Here is a 19,879-nt window from a genome sequence, read left to right as displayed (position 1 = left end):
GGGTTCAGTCGTGGTAACGTCCGTGTAGAAGTGCATCCGTGACGATGCGTTAAAAAGTATAAACAGCAAATAGCCAGTCTGCCATTTATTATCAGGCTTAGCGTAAACCACGCAGGATATGCGCCACTTGAAGCCTTGCCTGTTGCTGGGTAGCGCCACTTTTTAACAGCATGCGCAGCCCAGACATCGAGAGCGTTAGAAAGTAGCCTAGGCTTTGAGGATCACGCTCGCTGGGGATAGCGCCCTCTTTCTGCGCTTGCTCAACAACCGCTGCAAAAAATTGAGTGATCGCCTCAACACTTTGCGTCGCAACGTCTGCTTCTGGAGAGCGACGACTACCCAGCTCAGTAGCCGAATTAAAAATAAGGCACCCAAGCGCCGCTTGTTCGCTCTCTGCTTGCTCAGCCGTACGTATAAGAAGACGCTCAATAAAACACCAAGCACTCTGCTCTTGCGCTAACGACGCAGTAAGATGAGCCAGCAGCTGTTCGCGATAACGAGTCAGCGCTTTGGTAAACAGAGCCTCTTTGTTGCCATAGCTGTGGTAGAGGGTGCTACGTGAAATCTTCATGGTGTCTAATAAATCACGCAGCGATGTGTGGTGATACCCTGAACGCCAAAATGCATGCATCGCAGCGCTTAGCGCTGCTTCTGGTTGATGCTGAATAGGCCGACCAACGCTCATTTTGACCCCTCACTACCTGTATTAATGGTTAGCGGCCTAATATAACATATCGCTAACGCTCGTCGCAGGCATGCTAAAACGCCCGCAGGGATGAGTTCGATCCTCGCGGACGCTAATAAATATAAGCGTATTAATTCAACAGCTCGCGCACCTGCTTGATCCCTTCACGAGCAAACTGAACAGGACGTGAGTCGCTAATTGTCCAGGCCGCCATTGAGCCATCGTACATGGCAATATTGTCAAAGCCTGCTACTTCGCTTAATACAAACCAATCGGTCGCAGCCCAATGCCCTGTATTACAAAAAGCAATGGTGCGTTCACGGCTATCTAAATCAGCATCATTAATACGTGATTGCAAACCATCAACGTCAAGATAATAAGCGCCGTTTTGAACGTTCAAGTGGCTCTGGTGAGGAAGGCTACGCGCCCCCGGTATGGTACCCGCCACCCTCGCGGCTGGAGACTTTGTCTCACCAGCAAAGTAGTCAGAGGGGCGCGCATCGACTAACTGTGCCTGTGTTTCACGGGCGGCCTCAACGTCTTCCGTACTCGCCACTAAATACTCACGCAGGCTCGCTTCGAAGCGTGTTGGTTCAAACGATGCTGGCGCATCGCTGGCAATCTCATACCCCTGCTGCTGCCAACCTGAAAAACCGCCGTTTAGAATGGCTACGTCATCATGACCAAGTACTTTCAGAGTCCAATAAACCCGCGCTGCGCTGCCAAAATCGGTTGGCCCTGTACCAGCAGGTACGATCACTACGTCGCTATCGTTGCTAATTCCCAAGCTGCCTATCAGCGCTTCCAGAGAACTGACCTCAGGCATTAACCCCGCCACGCTGTCACGGGTTTCACGCCAGCCATCATCGGTGTAGCTGGTGTAACGGCTACCTGGAATGTGAGCTTGCAAAAAGCTCTCTCCATCTCCGCCATTATCAATTGAAGACCGCACATCCAAGACCACCAACGATGGCGCGTCGAGGTGCTCGTCAAGCCACTGCGCATCAACCAACGGCGTCATTTCCAACGCCTGAGCCTGGGAAGCCATACCCAACACACCGACAGTCACGATAAATAAGCGTTTCATGCAGGCAACTCCTTCTTAGCGGAGGAACGATTGGTACAATAATCGCATGATGCGCTATAAAGAGAAATACTGACAATACGCATTGGCTATATCTGTATAGCGAACACAATGGGATCACGATATTTTTTTGCAGCGTCGGTGTAAGTATTTCCAAAGCAGCCCCACTGAACAGTAGAACAATGACTTAGGAGACCCGCCATGCCTACCTCTGCTAACCACCCAACTAACGCATCAACAAGGTTTTGGCTAAGTGGTAAACGGCATAACGAGCAGGACCACTTTTTCCGCCACACCTTGGAAGCCCAAGGGTGGAAAGAAGGAGATGAGCAGGAGTGGCAGGCAGCTTGGGTGACGGGCATGCCACCCAAGCAAGCGTTTAAACGCACCTCTCCATTTATCAAAATGAACCATATTCCAGGCAATGCCGCTTTAACGGTGAAAAGCCGCTTACATGCTAGTTTAAGTGCTCTACAAGAAAGGACGCGTCACGCGTTTGGCACTCATCATGAGTTAGTGACACGGCTCGACTTCTTTCCTCACTCTTACGTAATGCCCCATGACTACCCCGCCTTGGTAGAAGCCGCATCCGCGCACCCCGATAAAAAGTGGATATTAAAGCCAACCAACGCCTCTAAAGGGCAAGGTGTTCAGGTGCTGAGCGACCCAACCACTGCCCCCCTGGCACCCAACTGGCTAGTGCAAGAGTACGTGGCTAACCCCCACACGATCCGCGGTCATAAGTATGTCTTGCGTCTATACATGTTGATTGCCGGGATAGATCCCGTACGGATTTATCTTTATGACCAAGGCTTTGCCAAGCTTGCCTCTGAGCCGTGGGACCCAAACGATATCGACAACCCGTTCAGCCAGCTAACTAACCCCGATATTAATGCGCTGAATGTTGATGCTGAGATCCCAGTAGAGTTTATCGACTTAGCGCGTTATCGCTGCTGGCTGCAAGAGCAAGGCCATGACGATGAAGCACTGTTCGCAAAGCTGCATGATCTAGCCACGTTAACAGCGCTTTCGGCGGTTGATACGATGCGTGAACGCACTCGCGAAGATGGCGCTCACCCTCTCGGCTGTTACGAGCTAATCGGCCTTGATTGTCTTATAGATGATCAGCTCAAACCTTGGATTCTTGAGTGTAATTTAAGCCCCTCGCTAGGCATCTGCGCTAAACCAGAACATGGTGGCGTGATTGAAGAGAGCGTTAAAGGGAGCTTAGTGCAAGACATGCTGTCACTCGTGGGGCTGGCCCCCTACGACGCGCCCGAGACATTTGATGCCGAAGCACTCGTTGCTGAACAACAGCGCTCCGGCGGTTTTGTGGCTCTCTACCCTTCGGCCTCCCCCGAAAACGCATTGGCTTATTTACCTTATTTAGGCCTGCCTAGCCTTGCAGATTATCAACTCGCGCCTTCTCATGTTAAACACGCCATTGCCTTTCGTGCTAATGGTGTTAGCGAACTTATTGAAGACGATCAGATAGCGCTTTATCACTACAAAAGCGGGCTGTATTACCAGCTAAACGATAGCGCTGCGCTCATGTGGTTATTGGTCAGCGAAGGCGAAACGATTGAAAGCTTACTAGATCACTTAACTGCCGCCAGCGGTGGGCAGGTTGATCGCGAGCAATTAGCCACCGACTTGTGGGCAACGCTTACTCCATGGTGGCAACATGGCTTGCTGACAGTGAATCACGCCCCTCTAGCAGATCTTAATCGTGCTGAAAAACTAAACACGCAGCCAACCATATGGCGTGGTGTGTTCACGCTTGCACAGCGCCGTTGGTCCTTATCAGCCCCTAGCGGTATCGTTGCTGATCAGTTAGCTCGCGCTTTAGCGCCTTTAAGTGTTCACGAAGATGCGGATAACGATCAATACCAACCGCCTGAATCGCTACATCTGCTAGCGAGTGCGAACGGGTATTGTCTGACAACCGATAGTCACGTCATCAATTCACGCCTGCAACTACACGATATTCTGCCTGCGATAGCGCGCTACTGCATGACACAAACAGCCCGCCCTGGCCACGTGGCATTAGATATTGCTCTATTAAGTAAACCGCAACAGCTTATCGCCTGCGTACTTCCCACTCCCTTAACCACGCAGATGCTAACCGCGCTGAACGCAGTGGCAAACCAGCATGAATTTAACCTTTCTCGTGGCGCACACCTCTCCATGCAGGCTCCTACTGATCTAATTCCTCTTAATTTACCACTGACCGACAGCGCGTGGCGGCCCACAAACCAACAGTTCTGTACGGCGGTGGTTTGGCTTACCCCTGACACCCCAGAGCAACAAGCACCGCTATCAGCCCTATCACTACTGGGCGCGCTATTAGCGGTTGCCTATGAAGGAAAACAGGGCCTCAGTCCTGAAGCACTACAAACGCTGGAAGCTTTTTGTCAGCAGTCACAACGCAGCACGCTACCCTTAGATAAGCATGGTCATCAACTAGACCAATGGTTGTTCCAGCACATGCTTACACCTGCTTCCCATGCCGCTGTATAGCGGTTGGAAGATGCGCCATTTGGCGCGATAACTCGCGATGACAGGAGAAACACCATGTCTCAACACGAAGCAAAACGCCGCTTATTGAGCCGTCTAAGCCGTCAGTTTGGCTACACCGCACCTGCGCTTGCCCTGGTGGCCAGCGGTTTAGCGTTCCAAGCCCATGCCGATGAGCCAACAGAAAGTTTCGTTAACACTCAGCAAGCACCGATGATGCTGGCAGAAGGTGGCGCTGAAGGTGCAGGCGAAGGCGAGAAGCCCGAAGCAGAGGGAGAAGCAGAAGGCGGCGCTGAAGCTGGTTAACGAGGCGCACGCTTACTTTTTTGTTGTGTTGTGCTGAGCTGGTGTTGTCGCCAGCTCAGCGTATTAGGAGCTTTCGTTATGCCCGCCACCTCGTTGTCAGCTGCTGTGCCCTACTCTACGAGTCAGAAGCTGGTGGACGAAAACATCCACTCGCTTCATCAGCTCAGCGATTTACTCGTCATAATGCCTAGCACACTGTATCAGCAGCAGTTTGAAACCCAAACAGTGGGTAAGCACGTACGCCATGTGCTAGCGCACTATCAAACGTTACTGGCAGGACTCGAAGGCAGCGTCCAAACAGGTAGCATCGATTATGAGCAGCGTCATCGTCAGGCGGCACTAGAAGGAGAACCCCACGTTGCACTACATACCTTAGGCACACTCCGAGCTGAACTTCACGCAGTGTCTTCATACCCTATAGAGACACCCATCGTGCTTCACTATCCAGTCGAACCATCGGGAAATAGCCTCCTCCCTTTGCCCTCGAGCCTAGGGCGTGAGCTAGCATTTCTAACGAGCCATACCGTACATCACATGGCGCTTATCCGGTTGTTGTGCGAAGCAATGAATATGTCATTACCGAGCGATTTTGGTGTTCACCCTTCCACACTTCGCTTTTGGCAACAGCACAGCTAAGCCATTCATTCAAAAAGGAGAAATCGCAATGAATCAATTTATTAAACAATCACGTCACTACCTTGCTGCGCTGATAGTGGCAGGAGCAAGTAGTTCGTTTACTCAGGTATCCGCGAGTGAATCTGTTGATTGGCCAGATGAAGGTTGGACAGTCATCTCGTCAGAGAAAAGTTACGCAACGCTACTTGATGATCTGCACCAAGCTGTTGCAGATGTGGGTATGGCAGTCGTGACAGAAGCGGGTCCTACCGAGGCCGCTGCAGAGCGCGGTGAAATCATCCCTGGCAATCGGGTTGTCGGTGTATTTCGTAATGATTTTGCCGTCGCAATCATTCGTGAAAGCGTACCAGCGATGATTGAAGCGCCACTTCGGTTTTACGTCACTGAGGATTCCTCCGACAGCGCGACACTATCATGGAAAATACCTAGCCATGTCTTTGCTCCTTACATCAACCAAAAAACGCCCACTTTAGCCGATCAAGCACAAGCGCTAGACGCACTCTTTCAACAAATTGGTGAAAGCGCTGTATCGCCTTAAAGGTCGTGAAACGTCGCCATGACATAACAGCGCCATGGCGGACGTGATTTTTATCGAAACAAGCGGCTTTCAGGCAAGACTCATTTCAGAAAAACACAGAAAAAAGGTGCCAAACGCCACTTAGTGCTTGGTAATAACTGGGTTAACTATCGCAATGACCGTCTGCCTCACCGACAAAGCGCTGACGGGCATTAACCACATACGCCGCAAGCGCTGCTAACTCCTCGGACTCCCAATCCAATGGGGCAGCAGCCATCGGGGCGACCATACAGAGCTGCACCATTTCATCCGCGTGAACCGTTGCCATGCCAAACATAGTGGTACCCATGGCAACCGAATGAGGAAACGACTGATTGAAGGTTGCTTGATACCCCTGCTGCCCATCACTGCCATGGCAACTGGCGCAGGAGAGCCCGTTTGTACTGAGTGATGGATCATTGAATAGCGCTTCGCCGCGTTCAATCAGTGCGCTGGGGTTGTCACCGTTTTCATCATAAGCGGGTACGTAACCTTGGGGACGAGACACCAGCGATGTGCGTTCATTAGGCTGCACACTACCCTCTGCCGCTCCCTCAGCCTGTGCTTCTCCCTCTGCTTCTCCCTCTGCCGCTCCCTCAGCCTGTGCTTCTCCCTCTGCTTCTCCCTCTGCTTCTCCCTCTGCTTCTCCCTCTGTTTCTGCCTCACCTTCCGCGTTTATTTCCCCTTCTGGCTGCGCTTCTGCCTCAGCATGGTTGCTCGCCAGCATTACTTCATTTTCAGCCAATGGAGCATTAGCCAAAACGGTTTGGTCATTGGCAGAGACGCTTAGCACAACGCCACCTGCCACTAATATCAACACAGGGGCGCTGTAACGCACCTGACGACGAAGTTTATCCAATAAATCACTGCGTTTTTGAGTAGTTAGCGACATTGAGATCACCTTTATGTGCAAGCATTTTATTTTTTGTTTCGCTGTATGAGTGAGTGTTGCGCCTGTCTCCTTACACACTTTTAGCTTTTTTTGATGCCACATTGTCAATTATGAACCACTTGTTCCATAATCACTCAAGGTTGACGCAACAACGCCGATCATCACTGCGCGATCACAAGGAGTTTGAAATGACAGATTTTCCATTACATACCACGGCGACTGCGCCTAAAGACGCGCAAGCGAATCTACAAGCCGCTGAAAAGAAGATGGGCTTTCTGCCTAACATTTTTGCCAAAATGGCAGAAGCACCGGCGCTGCTCGACGCCTATCTAACGCTTGATGGTATTTATGCCAACACCAGCTTAAGCCCTGTCGAACAACAAGCGGCTTTGCTTGCCATCAGCGCTGATAACCGCTGCGAGTTTTGTGTAGCTGCGCATACCGGTGGCATTAAAAAGGCCGGTGCCGATGATGAAATCATCAAAGATTTACGCGCACGAACATCACCTAACGACGCTAGACTTGCCGCCGTTACGCGCTTTGCCCGTCATCTAAATACACAACGCGGCTGGGCGGAACAAGCAGAGCTAGATGCTTTTTTGGCGGCCGGTTTTACCCAACAGCAAGTGCTTGAGCTAGTTATCGCCTGCGCCCTAAAAACACTCTCCAACTACACCAATCACGTTGCTGGCACGCCGCTTAATGAAGAGCTTAAGCCCTTGGCCTGGGAAGCACCGGCGTCATAATGGCTATATATCCACTATGACCTATGGCAGATGAATGAAACGAACCTGACGCCTGCGTTGTTCGTTTAATGCCAATGAATGGATATGATGGCTACTCAACGTTGCCCATAAGGACGCTGCCGTGACGGACGCTACGCACTCAACTGAACAGCATATCGCTTCACTGCGGCCCAAACTTATCGCCTTCGCGCGCTTACAATTGCGTGATAGCGCTGCCGCTGAAGACACGGTGCAAGATACGCTGGTCATCGCCCTAGAGAAGCACCAAACCTTCTCGGGGCGCTCGGCGTTTGAAACGTGGATGTTTGGCATTTTAAAAAATAAAATACTTGAGCGATTCCGCCATGAGCGGCGCTACTTCTCTTGGCAGGAAGATGAGCTAAGCGATGAAGATTCGTTTGAAAAACTGTTTCAAGAGAACGGCCGATGGCAAGCAGCGAGTAAACCCGCACACTGGGGCGACCCCGACCAAATACTCGAAAATGCCGCGTTTTGGCGTGTGCTCGACACCTGTTTACTCGTGCTACCCGATAACATTGCACGGGTCTTCACAATGCGTGAATTTATGGGGCTAAACACCCAAGAAATTTGTGAAGCGCTTACCCTTAGCGAAGCCAACTGCTGGGTGATCTTACACCGCGCGCGCTTGCGACTTCGTGCCTGTATTGAAAAAGGCTGGCTGACATAGTGAACCAACCACGCACTAGGGTTAGCCAACCATCGATATCGCACATCGTCTTCACGCCGTTTGTAAGGAAATGCAGGTAAACAGCACCAATGATTAAGGCGATATAGCATTTATGGATATTTCACCCATCAATAGACTGAACGCCTACCCATCGCTGTGAAAGGGCCACCCTATGATTATGTGCCGCGAAGCAACACGCTTAATGTCACTCAAGCAAGATAGAACGCTCACCTTTCGTGAAAACACCGCCCTACGGTTTCATCTTTCAATGTGCGGTGCCTGCCGCGCCTGCATGCGCCAATTCGACCTTTTACACAAAATTGCTAGTCACCACCCCTCTTTACCAAACGACGCGACTGAAAGGGGTGACCATCATGGCTCGCATTAACCGTTTCAAAGTGGTATCAGCGATTGTCATTAGTCTATGCAGCACGCCACTATTAGCGGGCACGGCACTAGGTCAGGAAATACATTTCACCCCCGATCAAATCATGACCTGGGCGACTCGCAGCTTTGAAGGCGACACCCGCTATGCGGTTGTTGAAAAATCCGGGCGTCGGGTGCTAGAAGCGGAGTCTCAAGGACAAGCATCAGCGCGCTACCTTGAACGTGAAATTGACCTGACTAAAACCCCCTACCTGCACTGGTGCTGGCAAGTGAGCAACACCTACCCTGGTCTTAACGAAACCACCAAGTCAGGCGATGACTACCCCGCGCGCGTGTATGTCGCCCATAAAACCGGGCTGCTGCCTTGGCAAGTAGAGTCTGTGAACTATGTATGGGCCTCTGCTCAACCCAAAGGTGCCACATGGCCAAATGCCTTTACACAGCGGGCACAGCTGATGGCGCTACAGAGTGGTGAAGAGCGTGTAGGTGACTGGGTCGCAGAGGTGCGCGATGTACGCGCGGACTTCACTGCCCTGTTCGGCAGCGCCCCGCGCCATATTGATGGCCTTGCGTTAATGAGCGATGGCGATAATGCAGGTGTGAATGCAACCGCCTGGTTTACCCATTTAGGCTTCTCAAGCACTAACGAAGCCCCCTCCTGCCCGCAGTAACGGTAGTGATGAGCCTACCATTCGGCAAAAGCCCGTTCGTAAAATGCCCGATGTGCGAAACACGCCAATGACAGCCACGCTTCAATAACACTCATTTCTCAAAGGAAGAGAACAATGCCATCGACTACTACCATTTTCGTTATCATTGTTGTGATCGTCGCCGTCGCTGGGATAGGTTTCAGCGGCGTATTTCCCTTTTAACGGGAACTGACACCAGCCCACCGCGGCCACCTCATCGCCGATTGCGGGGTGATCGAGGGCTGCGGTGGGTGTGTGAAGCTATTTGTAGCAGTTAAGCGTCGCCAACGTATGGCTATCGCTCATTCCTGCAGGGGCCATATCGTGAACTATTTAATCAGGTATTACAGCCAGGTTAGGCCTTACCAGCATAACAGGGGCATGAGTCCGAAACAGGCAGAGGAAAAGTACTGGGCTAACTATAAAGCGGTGTCCAGTGTTACTTAACCACTACACTTGCTAGGCTCTCCATTAAATATACAAAGTATCTTTGACTGTGGTTCGCCACTCTTTATAAGAAGTTCTGATATCTTGAGTGAAAGACATCATCTCTTGAACCAATGAATTATATTTCGGCCCATCTTCCCAATTTCCTGCGCGGTCACAGTTTAATTGTGGAGCCAAGCACATCTTGAAATTTATCACTCCCTGTCCATAAGGGTACTCGTCAAAGTTCCTGCTAGTAAATATAATAAATTCACTAAGTGCGGATGTGAGTTTTTCAGTGCTAATTTTTAATTTTAGCGTTATAAAAGAATGCCCAGCTTCGTTCGCAAGCAGTATAAAAGACTCAATTTTTCGATGATCATCCCATCTGAGGGCATCCTCAGTTTCGATGTAGTCAATTAAGCTATTCAGGTATTCTTCCGGCAATAAATTAGTTAGTTTCATGAATAGTGCGCCATCATGCTCTTGAATTTTCTGATTTTTTTCTTTGGTATTTTGCGCAATCAAAAATTCGTGCATTCCTGTTATGGCTAAATGATATATAAGACCGGTCACACAAAGTAAGAAGCCCCAAGCCAGATCGGATTCACCTGTTATGGAAAATTCAAAACTCTTTTCAATAAACTCACTCAGAAGCAAAGTCCATACTGGCGTCGTCATTAAAGACAATCCTGCTATGACGATAACCCAGGTAAGCCTGTTATAAAACTTAGGCCTTAACATTTCTAATATTTTAATGGTTAATGACATAAATCGGTTCATCAAGACTCCATAGCGCTTGCCTTAATCGGCGCATTTGTAGTGAGCGGGCGGCTCGAACGAAAAATACCTCCAAGTTGACGGCCTTGTTACCTGCTTACTCGACCGCCATAGGAACGCACTAGCATTCGAAGCTCTTCAATGGAAAGAACCTGCTTATTCCGATGAAGCATCGAATGACAGTTGGGACAAACCGGGCGCAGGTCTTCCTCAGGGCTGATTTCGTATTCTTCCTTTATTTCGGATAAAGGCTTCAGATGATGAACGTGTACATAACCCTTGCCGAGTTGCCCATAAAATAACTCGAAATGGAAATTGCACACGGCACAACTTAGCCCCCATTTCCTGATGCAGCGCTCTCTGGCCTCGGGGTTGCGCTCGTAAGCGTTAACTAGCACTCTCTTGGTGGCACCCTCTTTAACTGAACTATCTTCTGGAAATTCATCAGCATAAGGAATTTCCACGCCCCCCGTTCTTTCCAGCCACAGTTCTTCAAGTTTTGAAGCTGCTTCTTCTGGTATTATTTTTCCAGAGCCTTGAGAATCCCAAACCTTCGGATGGAAAGCTTCCAGTTCCGAACGATCAATTTTTATTTCTGATTGCGGATCATATAGCAGATCGAAATCCACCATTACATAGAGCGACGTTTTACCCGCTTTTTCCTTTTCTTCGTTGAAGTGTGGTTCTTCAAACGGTTCTTTCGTTACGTGGCCTGAACCAAAGATACCTTTGTAACCTTTACCTTGCTTGGCAAGAAATACTCTCGAACCCACCGGAATATTCTTTGTGCTACCGCAACTCCAACGTTGCTCGACTTCGCCAGACGCATATTCTTCCAAACGCTCTTGGAGCTTCTCATAGCCCCATTCATCTGGCTTCCATGTAAGGAGAAATGTGCTCATATGTTCCTTATGCAGCTTAAAACTCGCCACATAACCTGAATGAAACCGACGGTGCATTCAGGTTATACCGCCTTGCATTTACGCCCTATCCCAATGAAATCAAAATAAGCTAAATATAAATAGGCATCATAACATAGATTATCGTGCCGGCTGCAGAACACTGCTGAACCAGCATGCCGCTTCTGCCGGAATGTCCGCTCAGGGTAGCTACCAGTCAATAGCTAGTACTCATAATTCTTAAGATTACAGTATCTGAATGAAGAGTGGCTGTCACTTCTCACGGGCGTGCACACTTAAATCTTTTAATGAAATGTGCTCAGAAGACAGGGAAGAGACTCAGCGTCCAGAAAGGTTTAATCACGCTCAGTGAGCGCCAAAACACAAGTGCGGGTTAGAATGTGGGGCAGAAACATGCAGACACAAAAAAGCCCGCTGATTGCTCAGCGGGCTTTTTCTATATTCTGTGGCGGAGAGGGAGGGATTCGAACCCTCGAAGCCTTTCGACTTACACACTTTCCAGGCGTGCTCCTTCGACCACTCGGACACCTCTCCACTTTTTTGCTCGGTTGTGAAGGCGTTGCCTTTCCCAACAGAACGGCGCATATTCTATGGTCTAAGGCCTAAAATAGCAAGCCTTTTAAAGATTTAAGCACCAGCTAACACGGCGTAGCGCCCACTCGCTTCCAAGCAGAGCGTGTCGCCACAGTAGAGCTGCTGAGTGAGTGCAATGCTGCCCTTCCCCCGCGTGTGCAACTTTTCTGCTAGCTGTTCTGGGCCTTGGGGTTCGCTGGGGGTGCAAATAATGCGGTAGTCGCTAGTGACTGGCGCAATAAAGCGCTGGCTGGCTTCGGCTACCACCACATCTTGCGCCCGCCCCTGGGCACGCAACCATAGCGTTACCCAGCACCAGCCCTGCAGCGTGGTTTGTGCCGTTAGCGCACCGCCAAAGCCTGTGCCTTTGTCGTTTAGGTTCGGGCTAAGCGCCAGCTGCCACGTCAATGCGACACCCTCTTGGGCGGCGCTTTGGGTCACGCTTTGAATCCCCAGCGCGCCCACCATGGGAATCGCTTCCCCTAGCCACTGCTGAAAAGCGACAAGGTCTTCCTGGGTCTCAGGGAGTGGCAAACGGGGGTAAGGCACTCCCGGCTGACGTGGCTGGGCCATCACGCGCTCCTTATTAATCCCAACGCTCTACAAAGTCGTCCACCTTGTGCTGAGGTAGCGGCTTATGGCGACCTGCCAGGCTGCCCAGATAGATAAAAGCAACTACCTCGTCATCTTCATCTAGCGATAGGCCTTTTCGCACCACAGGATCAAAGGCGTACTTGCCGCTGCGCCACATGGCACCCAACCCTAAGGCGTGGGCGGCCAGCAGAATGCCGTGGGCGGCGCATCCGGCAGAAATCACCTGCTCGATTTTCGGCACTTTCGGAATATCTGGGGTGACCTTGGCAATCACGGCAATAATCATCGGCGCACGCAGCGGCTTTTTACGCGCGGAATTGAGCGTGTCGTCGCTAGCACTGGGGTCTTCTTGAAACTCCGCTTCCGCGAACAGCTCGCCCAAGCGTTCGCGCCCTTCGCCGCTAAATTCAATAAACCGCCAGGGGCGCAGCTCTTTATGGTCTGGGGCGCGCAGCGCAGCTTGGTAGAGGGCGCTGAGCTGGTCAGCAGTGGGCGCAGGCTCGGTGAGTTTCCCCATAGAGCTACGTTCGTGAAGCAGCGTGAGTGCGTCCATTAGACTCCCCTGGTGTTGATGGTTGGGCGTTACTTTAGCGCAATGGGTTACTGCCTTGCTAGGCGTAAAGGGCTGGGCGGCGTTAGCCCAGGCGTTGCACGCCATGGGCTGATATCAAGCCCACCACGGCGTACATAGCGGGCCAAAACCAGCAGCTTTTCAGGCTTGAGCTGCATCAGGTCGGTAAAAATATGCTCGACACAGTGCTCGTGAAAGTCTTGGTGCTGTCGATAACCGATGAGATAGCGCAGCAGCCCTTCCCGGTCAATTTTAGGGCCTTTGTAGCGAATTAATACGCTGCCCCAGTCGGGCTGACCGGTCACCGGGCAGTTAGATTTAAGCAGATGGGAGTACAGCGTCTCTTCGACGATCTCTTCGCCTACCACCAAATGCGCGGCGCTGGGGGTGTAGTCGCTGATGTCGATATCCAGGTCATCCAGGCATTCGCCCGGTAAACGCTGCGGGTTAAGCTCGCTGTCGTCTACACCCAATAGCGCTACGCTCACGGCAGCACCCGCCGCGGCAGCTAAGTCGCGAACAAGCACACGTTGCACCGCTTCTTGGCTTTCAAAGCGCGTTTGGTTAAGGCTATTGAGATAGAGCTTCCAGGATTTGGACTCAATCAGATTGGGTGAATCAGCAGGCAGGCGAAAGCGGGCAACCGCCACAATGGGTTTACCACGGCTGTTCAGCCAAGAAACCTCAAACGCGTGCCACTCATCTTCCCCTACAAACGGCAGATTATTGTCCTCAATGCCCAATGGTGCACGGTTCGCCGCACGGGGAATAGAATACAACAGCCCAGCGTCATACTGCTCTGGGTAAGCGGAATCGCGCCCCAGGGGCGCGTGTTCTAAGGTATCGGGGCGATTTGCCATGACGTGTTGCTCTCTTGATTAATAGCGTCTACTCAGCGCCCTTTTAATAGGCGCCGTTATATCATTAGCTGCGTATGCCTTTGCCGCGCTCTAGCATAGCGAGCGCCACCATAAACAAAGCAGTAATAAAGGCAACAATGGCGGCCAGTGCCCAGCCTACTGGAATATCGGAAACGCCCAAAAAGCCATAGCGGAAAACGTTCACCATATACAGTATCGGGTTAAGCATAGAGACGCCCTGCCAGAAATCGGGCAGCATTGAAATCGAGTAAAACACCCCGCCTAAATACGTTAGTGGCGTCAGAATAAACGTTGGCACAATGGAAATATCATCGAATTTATTAGCAAATAACGCATTAATAAAACCGCCAATGGAAAACAGCGCCGAAGTAAGCACTACCACCAACACCGTGAGTAGCGGATGTTCAACTGTTAAACGGGTAAAGAACAGCGATACCAGCGTGACAATTAACCCCACGCCCAAGCCTCGGGCCATACCACCCAAAATAAAGCCCGATAAGATTACCCAGTTGGGCATGGGTGAGACCATCATCTCTTCAATAGAGCGCTGAAACTTGTTCGAAAAGAAGCTCGACGCCACGTTGGAGTAGCTGTTGGTGATCACCGACATCATAATCAGCCCTGGCACGATGAAGTCCATGTAGCTGAAGCCGTCCATATCGCCAATGCGCGAACCAATTAAGTTACCGAAGATGATGAAATACATCGCCATGGTGATTGACGGCGGTAGCAAGGTTTGCGGCCAAATCCGCGTAAAGCGCTTAATCTCTTTAAGTACTAGGGTCCACAGCGCGATGAGGGTTTGCGTTGCATTCATGCCCGCGCCTCCTGCCGCTCGCGCTGGTCAATGGCTTGCTGACTGCTTTCCACCATGGAAACAAACATCTCCTCTAAGCGGTTGGCGCGGTTGCGCATGGAAACCACGGTTAGTCCCTGCTCACTTAAGGCACTGAACACATCATTAAGCTGCTGACCACGATGAATCACTAACGCCAGCTGGGAAGGCTCGATCTGCTGAATTTCAAACCCTTCAATAACGGGAGCTTGCGCAACCGGCGCGGCAAGGTCGAGCAAGAAGGTTTCAGTATTTAGCTCTGCCAGCAGCTTGCGCACGCTGGTGTTGCGCACAATTTCGCCGTGATTAATGATGGCAATATTGCGGCACAGGCTCTCAGCTTCTTCGAGGTAGTGCGTCGTGAGAATAATGGTGGTGCCTTCATCGCGATTAATACGCCGCATGTATTCCCACATACTGCGGCGCAGTTCGATATCCACGCCTGCAGTGGGCTCATCAAGAATCAGCAGTTTTGGGCGGTGCATTAGCGCACGGGCGATCATCAAACGACGCTTCATACCGCCAGAAAGCATACGCGCACTGCCGTTGCGCTTGTCCCATAACCCAAGGTCAGTGAGCAGTTGTTTAGCACGGGGCAAGGCTTCTTTGCGGGTCATTCCGTAGTAGCCCGCCTGGGCCAGAATGATATCAATGACCTTTTCAAACTGATTGAAATTGAATTCCTGGGGCACCACGCCAAGCTGGTACTTGGCTTTGGCGAAGTCTTTATCAATATCGATGCCAAAAATCGACACCTTACCCGCCGACTTCTGCACTAGCGAGCAGACCACCCCCAGGGTGGTCGACTTACCCGCACCGTTGGGTCCTAACAAGGCAAAAAAATCGCCCTGCTGGACGTCTAAATCAATACCTTTTAACGCTTGAAAGCCGTTGCCATACACTTTTGTAAGGCCACGGATAGACAGTGCCGGTTCGGCCATGAATATGTCCTGTCAGCAAATGGGAAGCATGAGAAACGAGCTAGATAGGAAGATATCGGGGCAATCGTGTATTTTTTCAAGCCGCTTGAACGACAGACACGCAGAAATACCGCCACTTAAGGTGCGATGCGGTGTTTAAACAGTAAGGGAGGGATGAGCAAGACGTTTGTTTGGAGCGGGAAAAGAGATTCGAACTCTCGACCCTCGCCTTGGCAAGGCGATGCTCTACCACTGAGCTATTCCCGCTTATAACAAACAGTACTATTAACGAACCATACTACAAAAATGCGAGATGGCGTCCCATAGGGGGTTCGAACCCCTGTTACCGCCGTGAAAGGGCGGTGTCCTAGACCACTAGACGAATGGGACGCTGTAAGCATATTGAATGCTTGGAGCGGGAAAAGAGATTTGACCGGGCTGGCGCTCCAGCTCTCGACCCTTGACTACTTTGCCACGCTTCACAAGCTGGAGCGGGAAAAGAGATTCGAACTCTCGACCCTCGCCTTGGCAAGGCGATGCTCTACCACTGAGCTATTCCCGCTTAACCTGTGTTACTCGCAAATCGGATTGGCGTCCCATAGGGGGTTCGAACCCCTGTTACCGCCGTGAAAGGGCGGTGTCCTAGACCACTAGACGAATGGGACGCTGTAAGCATATTGAATGCTTGGAGCGGGAAAAGAGATTCGAACTCTCGACCCTCGCCTTGGCAAGGCGATGCTCTACCACTGAGCTATTCCCGCAATTCCGATACCTTAACGACTTTCTATCTAAAAAAACAAGTGGCGTCCCATAGGGGGTTCGAACCCCTGTTACCGCCGTGAAAGGGCGGTGTCCTAGACCACTAGACGAATGGGACGTTTCATTGCCTCGTCGAGGTGGCGCGTATATTACTCAGCCCTTAATGTGCTGTCAAGCACTCTGAAATCGAAACGTTTTTACCTGCCATCAACAGCACTTTCTTAACACCCTTTGCACGCTCAAAAAACGCTCAAAGAGAGTGCTTCGTTTGTGCAATACGCCTCTTTTAGGTGCATATAAATACATACTTCACGGCTTACTAATGCGGTGTGAGTAGTTGTTCTGCCATTACGGAGGCCGACAAACCGTCTAAAAATCTTTTATTTACTATAAAATCGATTTTATGGCATACCCTTTGCTACCTCATAACTGATCTCACGGTTTCTTTCTCCTAGTCTCTTCCCCTAGCTATGAGGTGTTATATGTCCTTTACCCGTCGAAAGTTTCTTACCACCGCCGCCCTCTCTTCCACTGCTGGCTTGGTGCTGGGTGCGCCTGCTATCGCTAAGGCACAGCCCGCAGAGCGTTTTAACTGGCGTATGACGAATGCTTACAGCCCAGGCTCGCCGTTTTATGTGGAAGGCCCTGGCAGCCCCACCGATGTCATCGCCAAAATTAATGCCATGTCCGGCGGACGCTTAACGATTCAGCACTTCTCTGCGGGCGAGCTGATTCCCGCACTGGAAGGCTTTGAAGCCGTACAGAGCGGCACTATTCAGATGAACGCTGCCAACAGCTATTTCTGGTCTGGCACCACCTTTGCTGCGCAATACTTCACTACAGTGCCATTTGGCATGAGCTTTATGGGCCATATGGCATGGCTTTACCACGGCGGTGGCTTAGAGCTATGGGAAGAAGTCTACGAGCCTTACGGCATGATCGCCCTTCCCCTAAACAATACCGGTGTGCAAATGACCGGCTGGTTTAGAGAACCTATTGAAGATATTGGCCAGCTAAACGGTCTTCGCATGCGCGTGCCGGGGCTAGCTGGCAAGGTGTACTCGGCTCTTGGCGTGGATGCACGAGTACTACCCGGTGGCGAGATTTTCCCTGCGTTAGAGCGTGGAGTTATCGATGCCGCTGAATTTGTTGGCCCTTACCAAGACCGACGCATGGGGTTACAAAATGCGGCCAAGTTCTACCACACCACTGGCTGGCACGAACCTTCCACTACCGGTGAGTTGCTAATTTCCAAACAGCACTGGGACACCCTGCCAGACGACCTGAAGATGATTGTAAAAAGCGCCTGCATGGCTGCGTGTTTAGAGAGCGTGACGTGGTCAGAAGCCGTTAACGGCGAAGCCATGACCGACTTGGTTGATAACCATGGGGTAACGGCCAGCATGCTGCCTGAGCCAGTCGTCAACGCGCTGCGGGAAGCCACCATGGATACGTTAGCTAGCGAGGCTAATGCCGACCCAATGGTGCGCAAAGTGCACGATAGCTACATGGCATTCAAAGCGAACCATGATCGCTGGGCAGGTGCTAGTGAGCGCGCTTGGTTAAACGACATCATTGGAGTCTGATATGCAAACCGTGGAACGTATTGTCCACGGGATCGAGGCGGTGGTCCGGCTATTTGGCGGGATCGCTGCCTGGCTCTGCGTGGTGCTGGTTGCGTTAGTGGCTGGCGATGTGGTGATGCGCTATTTGTTCAGCGTTGGCGCAGTATGGCTGCAAGAACTTCAGTGGCATTTAATTTCGCCCATTGCGCTGTTTGGTATGTCATATCTGCTGTTTGTTGGTGAACAAGTACGTGTGGATGTCTTTTACGAGCGCTTCCCTATCATTTTGCAGCGAGTCATTGAAGTGATTGGCGGCCTGTTGCTGCTCATGATGGGGCTTTATATTGCTTGGTTAACACTGCCCTGGGTAGAGCAATCTTTCTTACGCGGCGAAGCCTCGCCCAACCCTGGCGGCCTGCCACTACGCTGGCTGCTTAAAGCCCTTATCCCGTTTGGTTTTCTTTTGCTTGCGCTACAAGGCCTAGCCCATGCGCTACGACAAGGGTTTGCCCTTCCTAGCCGAGGTGAATAATACATGTCTCCTAACGAATGGCTTGCGATCGGCATGATCGCTGCCTTTTTTGTACTGCTCTTAATCGGTATTCCCGTCGCTATCAGCATTGCCGTCACCGCCTTTATATTTGGCTATATAGGCTTTGGCCCGATGCTGTTTAACCTACTGCCTTCACGAATCTACGGCGTGGTAACCAACTACACCTTTATGGCGATACCGCTGTTTGTGTTTATGGGAGTGATGCTTGAAAAGTCGAAGCTTGCTGAAGAGTTGATTGATGTGATCGGCCATCTGTTTGGAGGACTTTCTGGCGGCATGGGTGTGGCGATTATTTTTGTCGGCGTACTACTGGGAGCCGCAACCGGCATTGTTGGAGCAACCATTGTGACGCTTGGCCTGCTCACGCTGCCCACCCTACTGCGACGCGGGTACCCTAAGACGTTGGCCACCGGCATGATCTGTGCTTCAGGGACGTTGGGGCAAATTATTCCGCCCAGCCTAGTGCTGATTTTGTTAGCGGAAATTTTAGGTGAGTCAGTGGGTACTATGTTTGCTGCCGCCATGGTGCCGGGGTTAGCACTGGCAGGTATTTATATTATTGCTATTTTAGTGGTTGCTCAGCTGTACCCTGGCATGATGCCTCCGATTCCTGCGGAAGAGCGCGCCCAACTGAGTAAAAAACAGCTGCTCATTAAAGTAGTCACCGTTGTGGGTCCGCCGGTTGGTCTGGTATTTGCCGTGCTTGGTTCGATTATTGGTGGTATTGCAGCACCGACCGAAGCCGCCGCCATGGGTGCACTTGGTGCTTTACTGTTCGTGGCCTGTTCAGGCCGCTTGACGTTAACATTGCTTACCGATGTCGCTAAGGCAACCCTGGTTATCTCTGCCATGGTGTTCTTTATTTTGATCAGCGCACAAGTGTTTGGTCTCGCCTTTCGCGGCTTGGGCGGAGAGCACTTAGTTGCGCGTATGTTTGATTGGGTACCCGGCGGCGAGCTAGGCGCACTACTGTTTATGCTGCTATTGATGTTCGTGCTTGGTTTTTTCCTGGAATGGATCGAAATTAGCTATATTGCCCTACCTCTTTTTCTTCCCTTTTTTGTACAAATGGGAGTCGATATGGTGTGGCTGGGCATATTGGTGGGCTTGGTACTGCAAACGTCGTTTCTTACCCCGCCGTTTGGCTGGTCACTCTTCTTTTTGAAGGGCGTCGCACCCAAAGAAGTCTCTACGCTGGATATTTATAAGGGCGCACTCCCCTTTATAGCTCTGCAGTTTTTAGCCGTTGCACTGGTATTTCTATTTCCAAGCATTGCCACTTGGCTACCTGACGCCATTGGCTGGTAATCCTAATC

Annotated in this window: 21 protein-coding genes and 7 tRNA genes; 11 read left to right on the top strand and 17 right to left on the bottom strand. The window is 51.1% G+C overall.

Going from position 1 to position 19,879, the window contains the following annotated elements:
* Nucleotides 1–97: 97 nt before the first annotated feature.
* Nucleotides 98–685, bottom strand: coding sequence for a TetR/AcrR family transcriptional regulator (locus tag K1Y77_RS05295; protein WP_264430706.1), 588 nt, complete (start codon nucleotides 683–685; stop codon nucleotides 98–100).
* Nucleotides 686–815: 130 nt separating this feature from the next.
* Nucleotides 816–1,772: a sulfurtransferase gene (locus K1Y77_RS05290; protein ID WP_264430705.1), complete on the bottom strand. Its 957-nt coding sequence runs from the start codon at nucleotides 1,770–1,772 to the stop codon at nucleotides 816–818.
* 198 nt (nucleotides 1,773–1,970) lie between these two features.
* Between K1Y77_RS05290 and K1Y77_RS05285 the strand changes: the two genes are divergently transcribed.
* From K1Y77_RS05285 to K1Y77_RS05270, 4 genes are all read left to right on the top strand, one after another.
* The gene (locus K1Y77_RS05285) at nucleotides 1,971–4,289 is read left to right on the top strand and encodes a PqqD family peptide modification chaperone (protein ID WP_264430703.1); all 2,319 of its coding nucleotides are present in this window, start codon (nucleotides 1,971–1,973) and stop codon (nucleotides 4,287–4,289) included.
* 54 nt (nucleotides 4,290–4,343) lie between these two features.
* Nucleotides 4,344–4,592, top strand: coding sequence for a hypothetical protein (locus K1Y77_RS05280; RefSeq protein ID WP_264430702.1), 249 nt, complete (start codon nucleotides 4,344–4,346; stop codon nucleotides 4,590–4,592).
* Between the two features lie 78 nt (nucleotides 4,593–4,670).
* The gene (locus K1Y77_RS05275) at nucleotides 4,671–5,228 is read left to right on the top strand and encodes a hypothetical protein (protein ID WP_264430700.1); all 558 of its coding nucleotides are present in this window, start codon (nucleotides 4,671–4,673) and stop codon (nucleotides 5,226–5,228) included.
* Between the two features lie 28 nt (nucleotides 5,229–5,256).
* The gene (locus K1Y77_RS05270; protein WP_264430699.1) at nucleotides 5,257–5,766 is read left to right on the top strand and encodes a DUF302 domain-containing protein; all 510 of its coding nucleotides are present in this window, start codon (nucleotides 5,257–5,259) and stop codon (nucleotides 5,764–5,766) included.
* Between the two features lie 142 nt (nucleotides 5,767–5,908).
* On the opposite strand, the gene K1Y77_RS05265 is transcribed toward K1Y77_RS05270, so the two are convergent.
* Nucleotides 5,909–6,676, bottom strand: a complete 768-nt coding sequence (locus K1Y77_RS05265; RefSeq protein ID WP_264430698.1) for a hypothetical protein — start codon at nucleotides 6,674–6,676, stop codon at nucleotides 5,909–5,911.
* A 188-nt stretch (nucleotides 6,677–6,864) separates the two neighbouring features.
* Between K1Y77_RS05265 and K1Y77_RS05260 the strand changes: the two genes are divergently transcribed.
* The 4 genes from K1Y77_RS05260 to K1Y77_RS05245 all read left to right on the top strand — a co-directional run bounded on the left by K1Y77_RS05260 (nucleotide 6,865) and on the right by K1Y77_RS05245 (nucleotide 9,168).
* A complete protein-coding gene (locus tag K1Y77_RS05260; RefSeq protein ID WP_264430696.1) occupies nucleotides 6,865–7,422 on the top strand; it encodes a carboxymuconolactone decarboxylase family protein in 558 nt (185 codons plus the stop codon).
* 121 nt (nucleotides 7,423–7,543) lie between these two features.
* Nucleotides 7,544–8,110, top strand: a complete 567-nt coding sequence (locus K1Y77_RS05255; RefSeq protein ID WP_264430695.1) for a sigma-70 family RNA polymerase sigma factor — start codon at nucleotides 7,544–7,546, stop codon at nucleotides 8,108–8,110.
* A 172-nt stretch (nucleotides 8,111–8,282) separates the two neighbouring features.
* Nucleotides 8,283–8,498: a zf-HC2 domain-containing protein gene (locus tag K1Y77_RS05250; protein WP_320055277.1), complete on the top strand. Its 216-nt coding sequence runs from the start codon at nucleotides 8,283–8,285 to the stop codon at nucleotides 8,496–8,498.
* Nucleotides 8,485–9,168, top strand: a complete 684-nt coding sequence (locus tag K1Y77_RS05245) for a DUF3047 domain-containing protein (RefSeq protein ID WP_264430694.1) — start codon at nucleotides 8,485–8,487, stop codon at nucleotides 9,166–9,168. The genes K1Y77_RS05250 and K1Y77_RS05245 overlap by 14 nt, the downstream gene beginning before the upstream one ends.
* 489 nt (nucleotides 9,169–9,657) lie before the next feature.
* Here the strand turns inward: K1Y77_RS05245 and K1Y77_RS05240 are convergent, their stop codons facing one another.
* The 14 genes from K1Y77_RS05240 to K1Y77_RS05175 all read right to left on the bottom strand — a co-directional run bounded on the left by K1Y77_RS05240 (nucleotide 9,658) and on the right by K1Y77_RS05175 (nucleotide 16,563).
* Nucleotides 9,658–10,395: a hypothetical protein gene (locus tag K1Y77_RS05240; RefSeq protein ID WP_264430693.1), complete on the bottom strand. Its 738-nt coding sequence runs from the start codon at nucleotides 10,393–10,395 to the stop codon at nucleotides 9,658–9,660.
* Nucleotides 10,396–10,481: 86 nt separating this feature from the next.
* Nucleotides 10,482–11,294 carry an HNH endonuclease gene (locus K1Y77_RS05235; protein WP_264430690.1) on the bottom strand — a complete coding sequence of 271 codons (813 nt, stop codon included), beginning with the start codon at nucleotides 11,292–11,294 and terminating at the stop codon, nucleotides 10,482–10,484.
* Between the two features lie 464 nt (nucleotides 11,295–11,758).
* Nucleotides 11,759–11,846, bottom strand: a tRNA-Ser gene (locus K1Y77_RS05230).
* A gap of 93 nt (nucleotides 11,847–11,939) precedes the next feature.
* Entirely contained in the window at nucleotides 11,940–12,458 is a 519-nt protein-coding gene (locus tag K1Y77_RS05225) for a thioesterase domain-containing protein (protein WP_264430689.1), read from the bottom strand.
* A gap of 13 nt (nucleotides 12,459–12,471) precedes the next feature.
* Complete coding sequence (locus tag K1Y77_RS05220; RefSeq protein WP_264430687.1) at nucleotides 12,472–13,032, bottom strand: nitroreductase family protein; 561 nt, start codon at nucleotides 13,030–13,032, stop codon at nucleotides 12,472–12,474.
* Between the two features lie 47 nt (nucleotides 13,033–13,079).
* Complete coding sequence (queF, locus tag K1Y77_RS05215) at nucleotides 13,080–13,910, bottom strand: NADPH-dependent 7-cyano-7-deazaguanine reductase QueF (RefSeq protein WP_264430685.1); 831 nt, start codon at nucleotides 13,908–13,910, stop codon at nucleotides 13,080–13,082.
* A 64-nt stretch (nucleotides 13,911–13,974) separates the two neighbouring features.
* Complete coding sequence (locus K1Y77_RS05210) at nucleotides 13,975–14,748, bottom strand: ABC transporter permease (RefSeq protein ID WP_264018578.1); 774 nt, start codon at nucleotides 14,746–14,748, stop codon at nucleotides 13,975–13,977.
* A complete protein-coding gene (locus K1Y77_RS05205; RefSeq protein WP_264018579.1) occupies nucleotides 14,745–15,707 on the bottom strand; it encodes an ABC transporter ATP-binding protein in 963 nt (320 codons plus the stop codon). Before K1Y77_RS05205 ends, K1Y77_RS05210 begins: the two co-directional genes overlap by 4 nt.
* A gap of 171 nt (nucleotides 15,708–15,878) precedes the next feature.
* Nucleotides 15,879–15,953 (bottom strand) — tRNA-Gly (locus tag K1Y77_RS05200).
* Between the two features lie 47 nt (nucleotides 15,954–16,000).
* A tRNA-Glu gene (locus tag K1Y77_RS05195) sits at nucleotides 16,001–16,076 on the bottom strand.
* 97 nt (nucleotides 16,077–16,173) lie between these two features.
* Nucleotides 16,174–16,248: transfer RNA gene (locus tag K1Y77_RS05190), tRNA-Gly, on the bottom strand.
* Nucleotides 16,249–16,275: 27 nt separating this feature from the next.
* Nucleotides 16,276–16,351, bottom strand: a tRNA-Glu gene (locus K1Y77_RS05185).
* 21 nt (nucleotides 16,352–16,372) lie between these two features.
* A tRNA-Gly gene (locus K1Y77_RS05180) sits at nucleotides 16,373–16,447 on the bottom strand.
* Between the two features lie 40 nt (nucleotides 16,448–16,487).
* A tRNA-Glu gene (locus K1Y77_RS05175) sits at nucleotides 16,488–16,563 on the bottom strand.
* Between the two features lie 364 nt (nucleotides 16,564–16,927).
* Here K1Y77_RS05175 and K1Y77_RS05170 point away from each other — a divergent pair.
* From K1Y77_RS05170 to K1Y77_RS05160, 3 genes are read left to right on the top strand one after another with little or no spacing between them, the layout of a single operon-like run.
* Entirely contained in the window at nucleotides 16,928–18,031 is a 1,104-nt protein-coding gene (locus tag K1Y77_RS05170; protein ID WP_030070194.1) for a TRAP transporter substrate-binding protein, read from the top strand.
* 1 nt (nucleotide 18,032) lies between these two features.
* Entirely contained in the window at nucleotides 18,033–18,542 is a 510-nt protein-coding gene (locus tag K1Y77_RS05165; protein ID WP_030070193.1) for a TRAP transporter small permease subunit, read from the top strand.
* Nucleotides 18,543–18,545: 3 nt separating this feature from the next.
* A complete protein-coding gene (locus tag K1Y77_RS05160) occupies nucleotides 18,546–19,871 on the top strand; it encodes a TRAP transporter large permease (protein ID WP_264018581.1) in 1,326 nt (441 codons plus the stop codon).
* The last annotated feature ends 8 nt before the right edge of the window (nucleotides 19,872–19,879 follow it).

This window comes from Halomonas qaidamensis (genome assembly GCF_025917315.1).
Classification (GTDB): Bacteria; Pseudomonadota; Gammaproteobacteria; order Pseudomonadales; family Halomonadaceae; genus Vreelandella; species Vreelandella qaidamensis.
The sequence above is the reverse complement of the archived record's forward strand: the minus strand, read 5'-3'. Positions and strand labels throughout refer to the sequence as shown.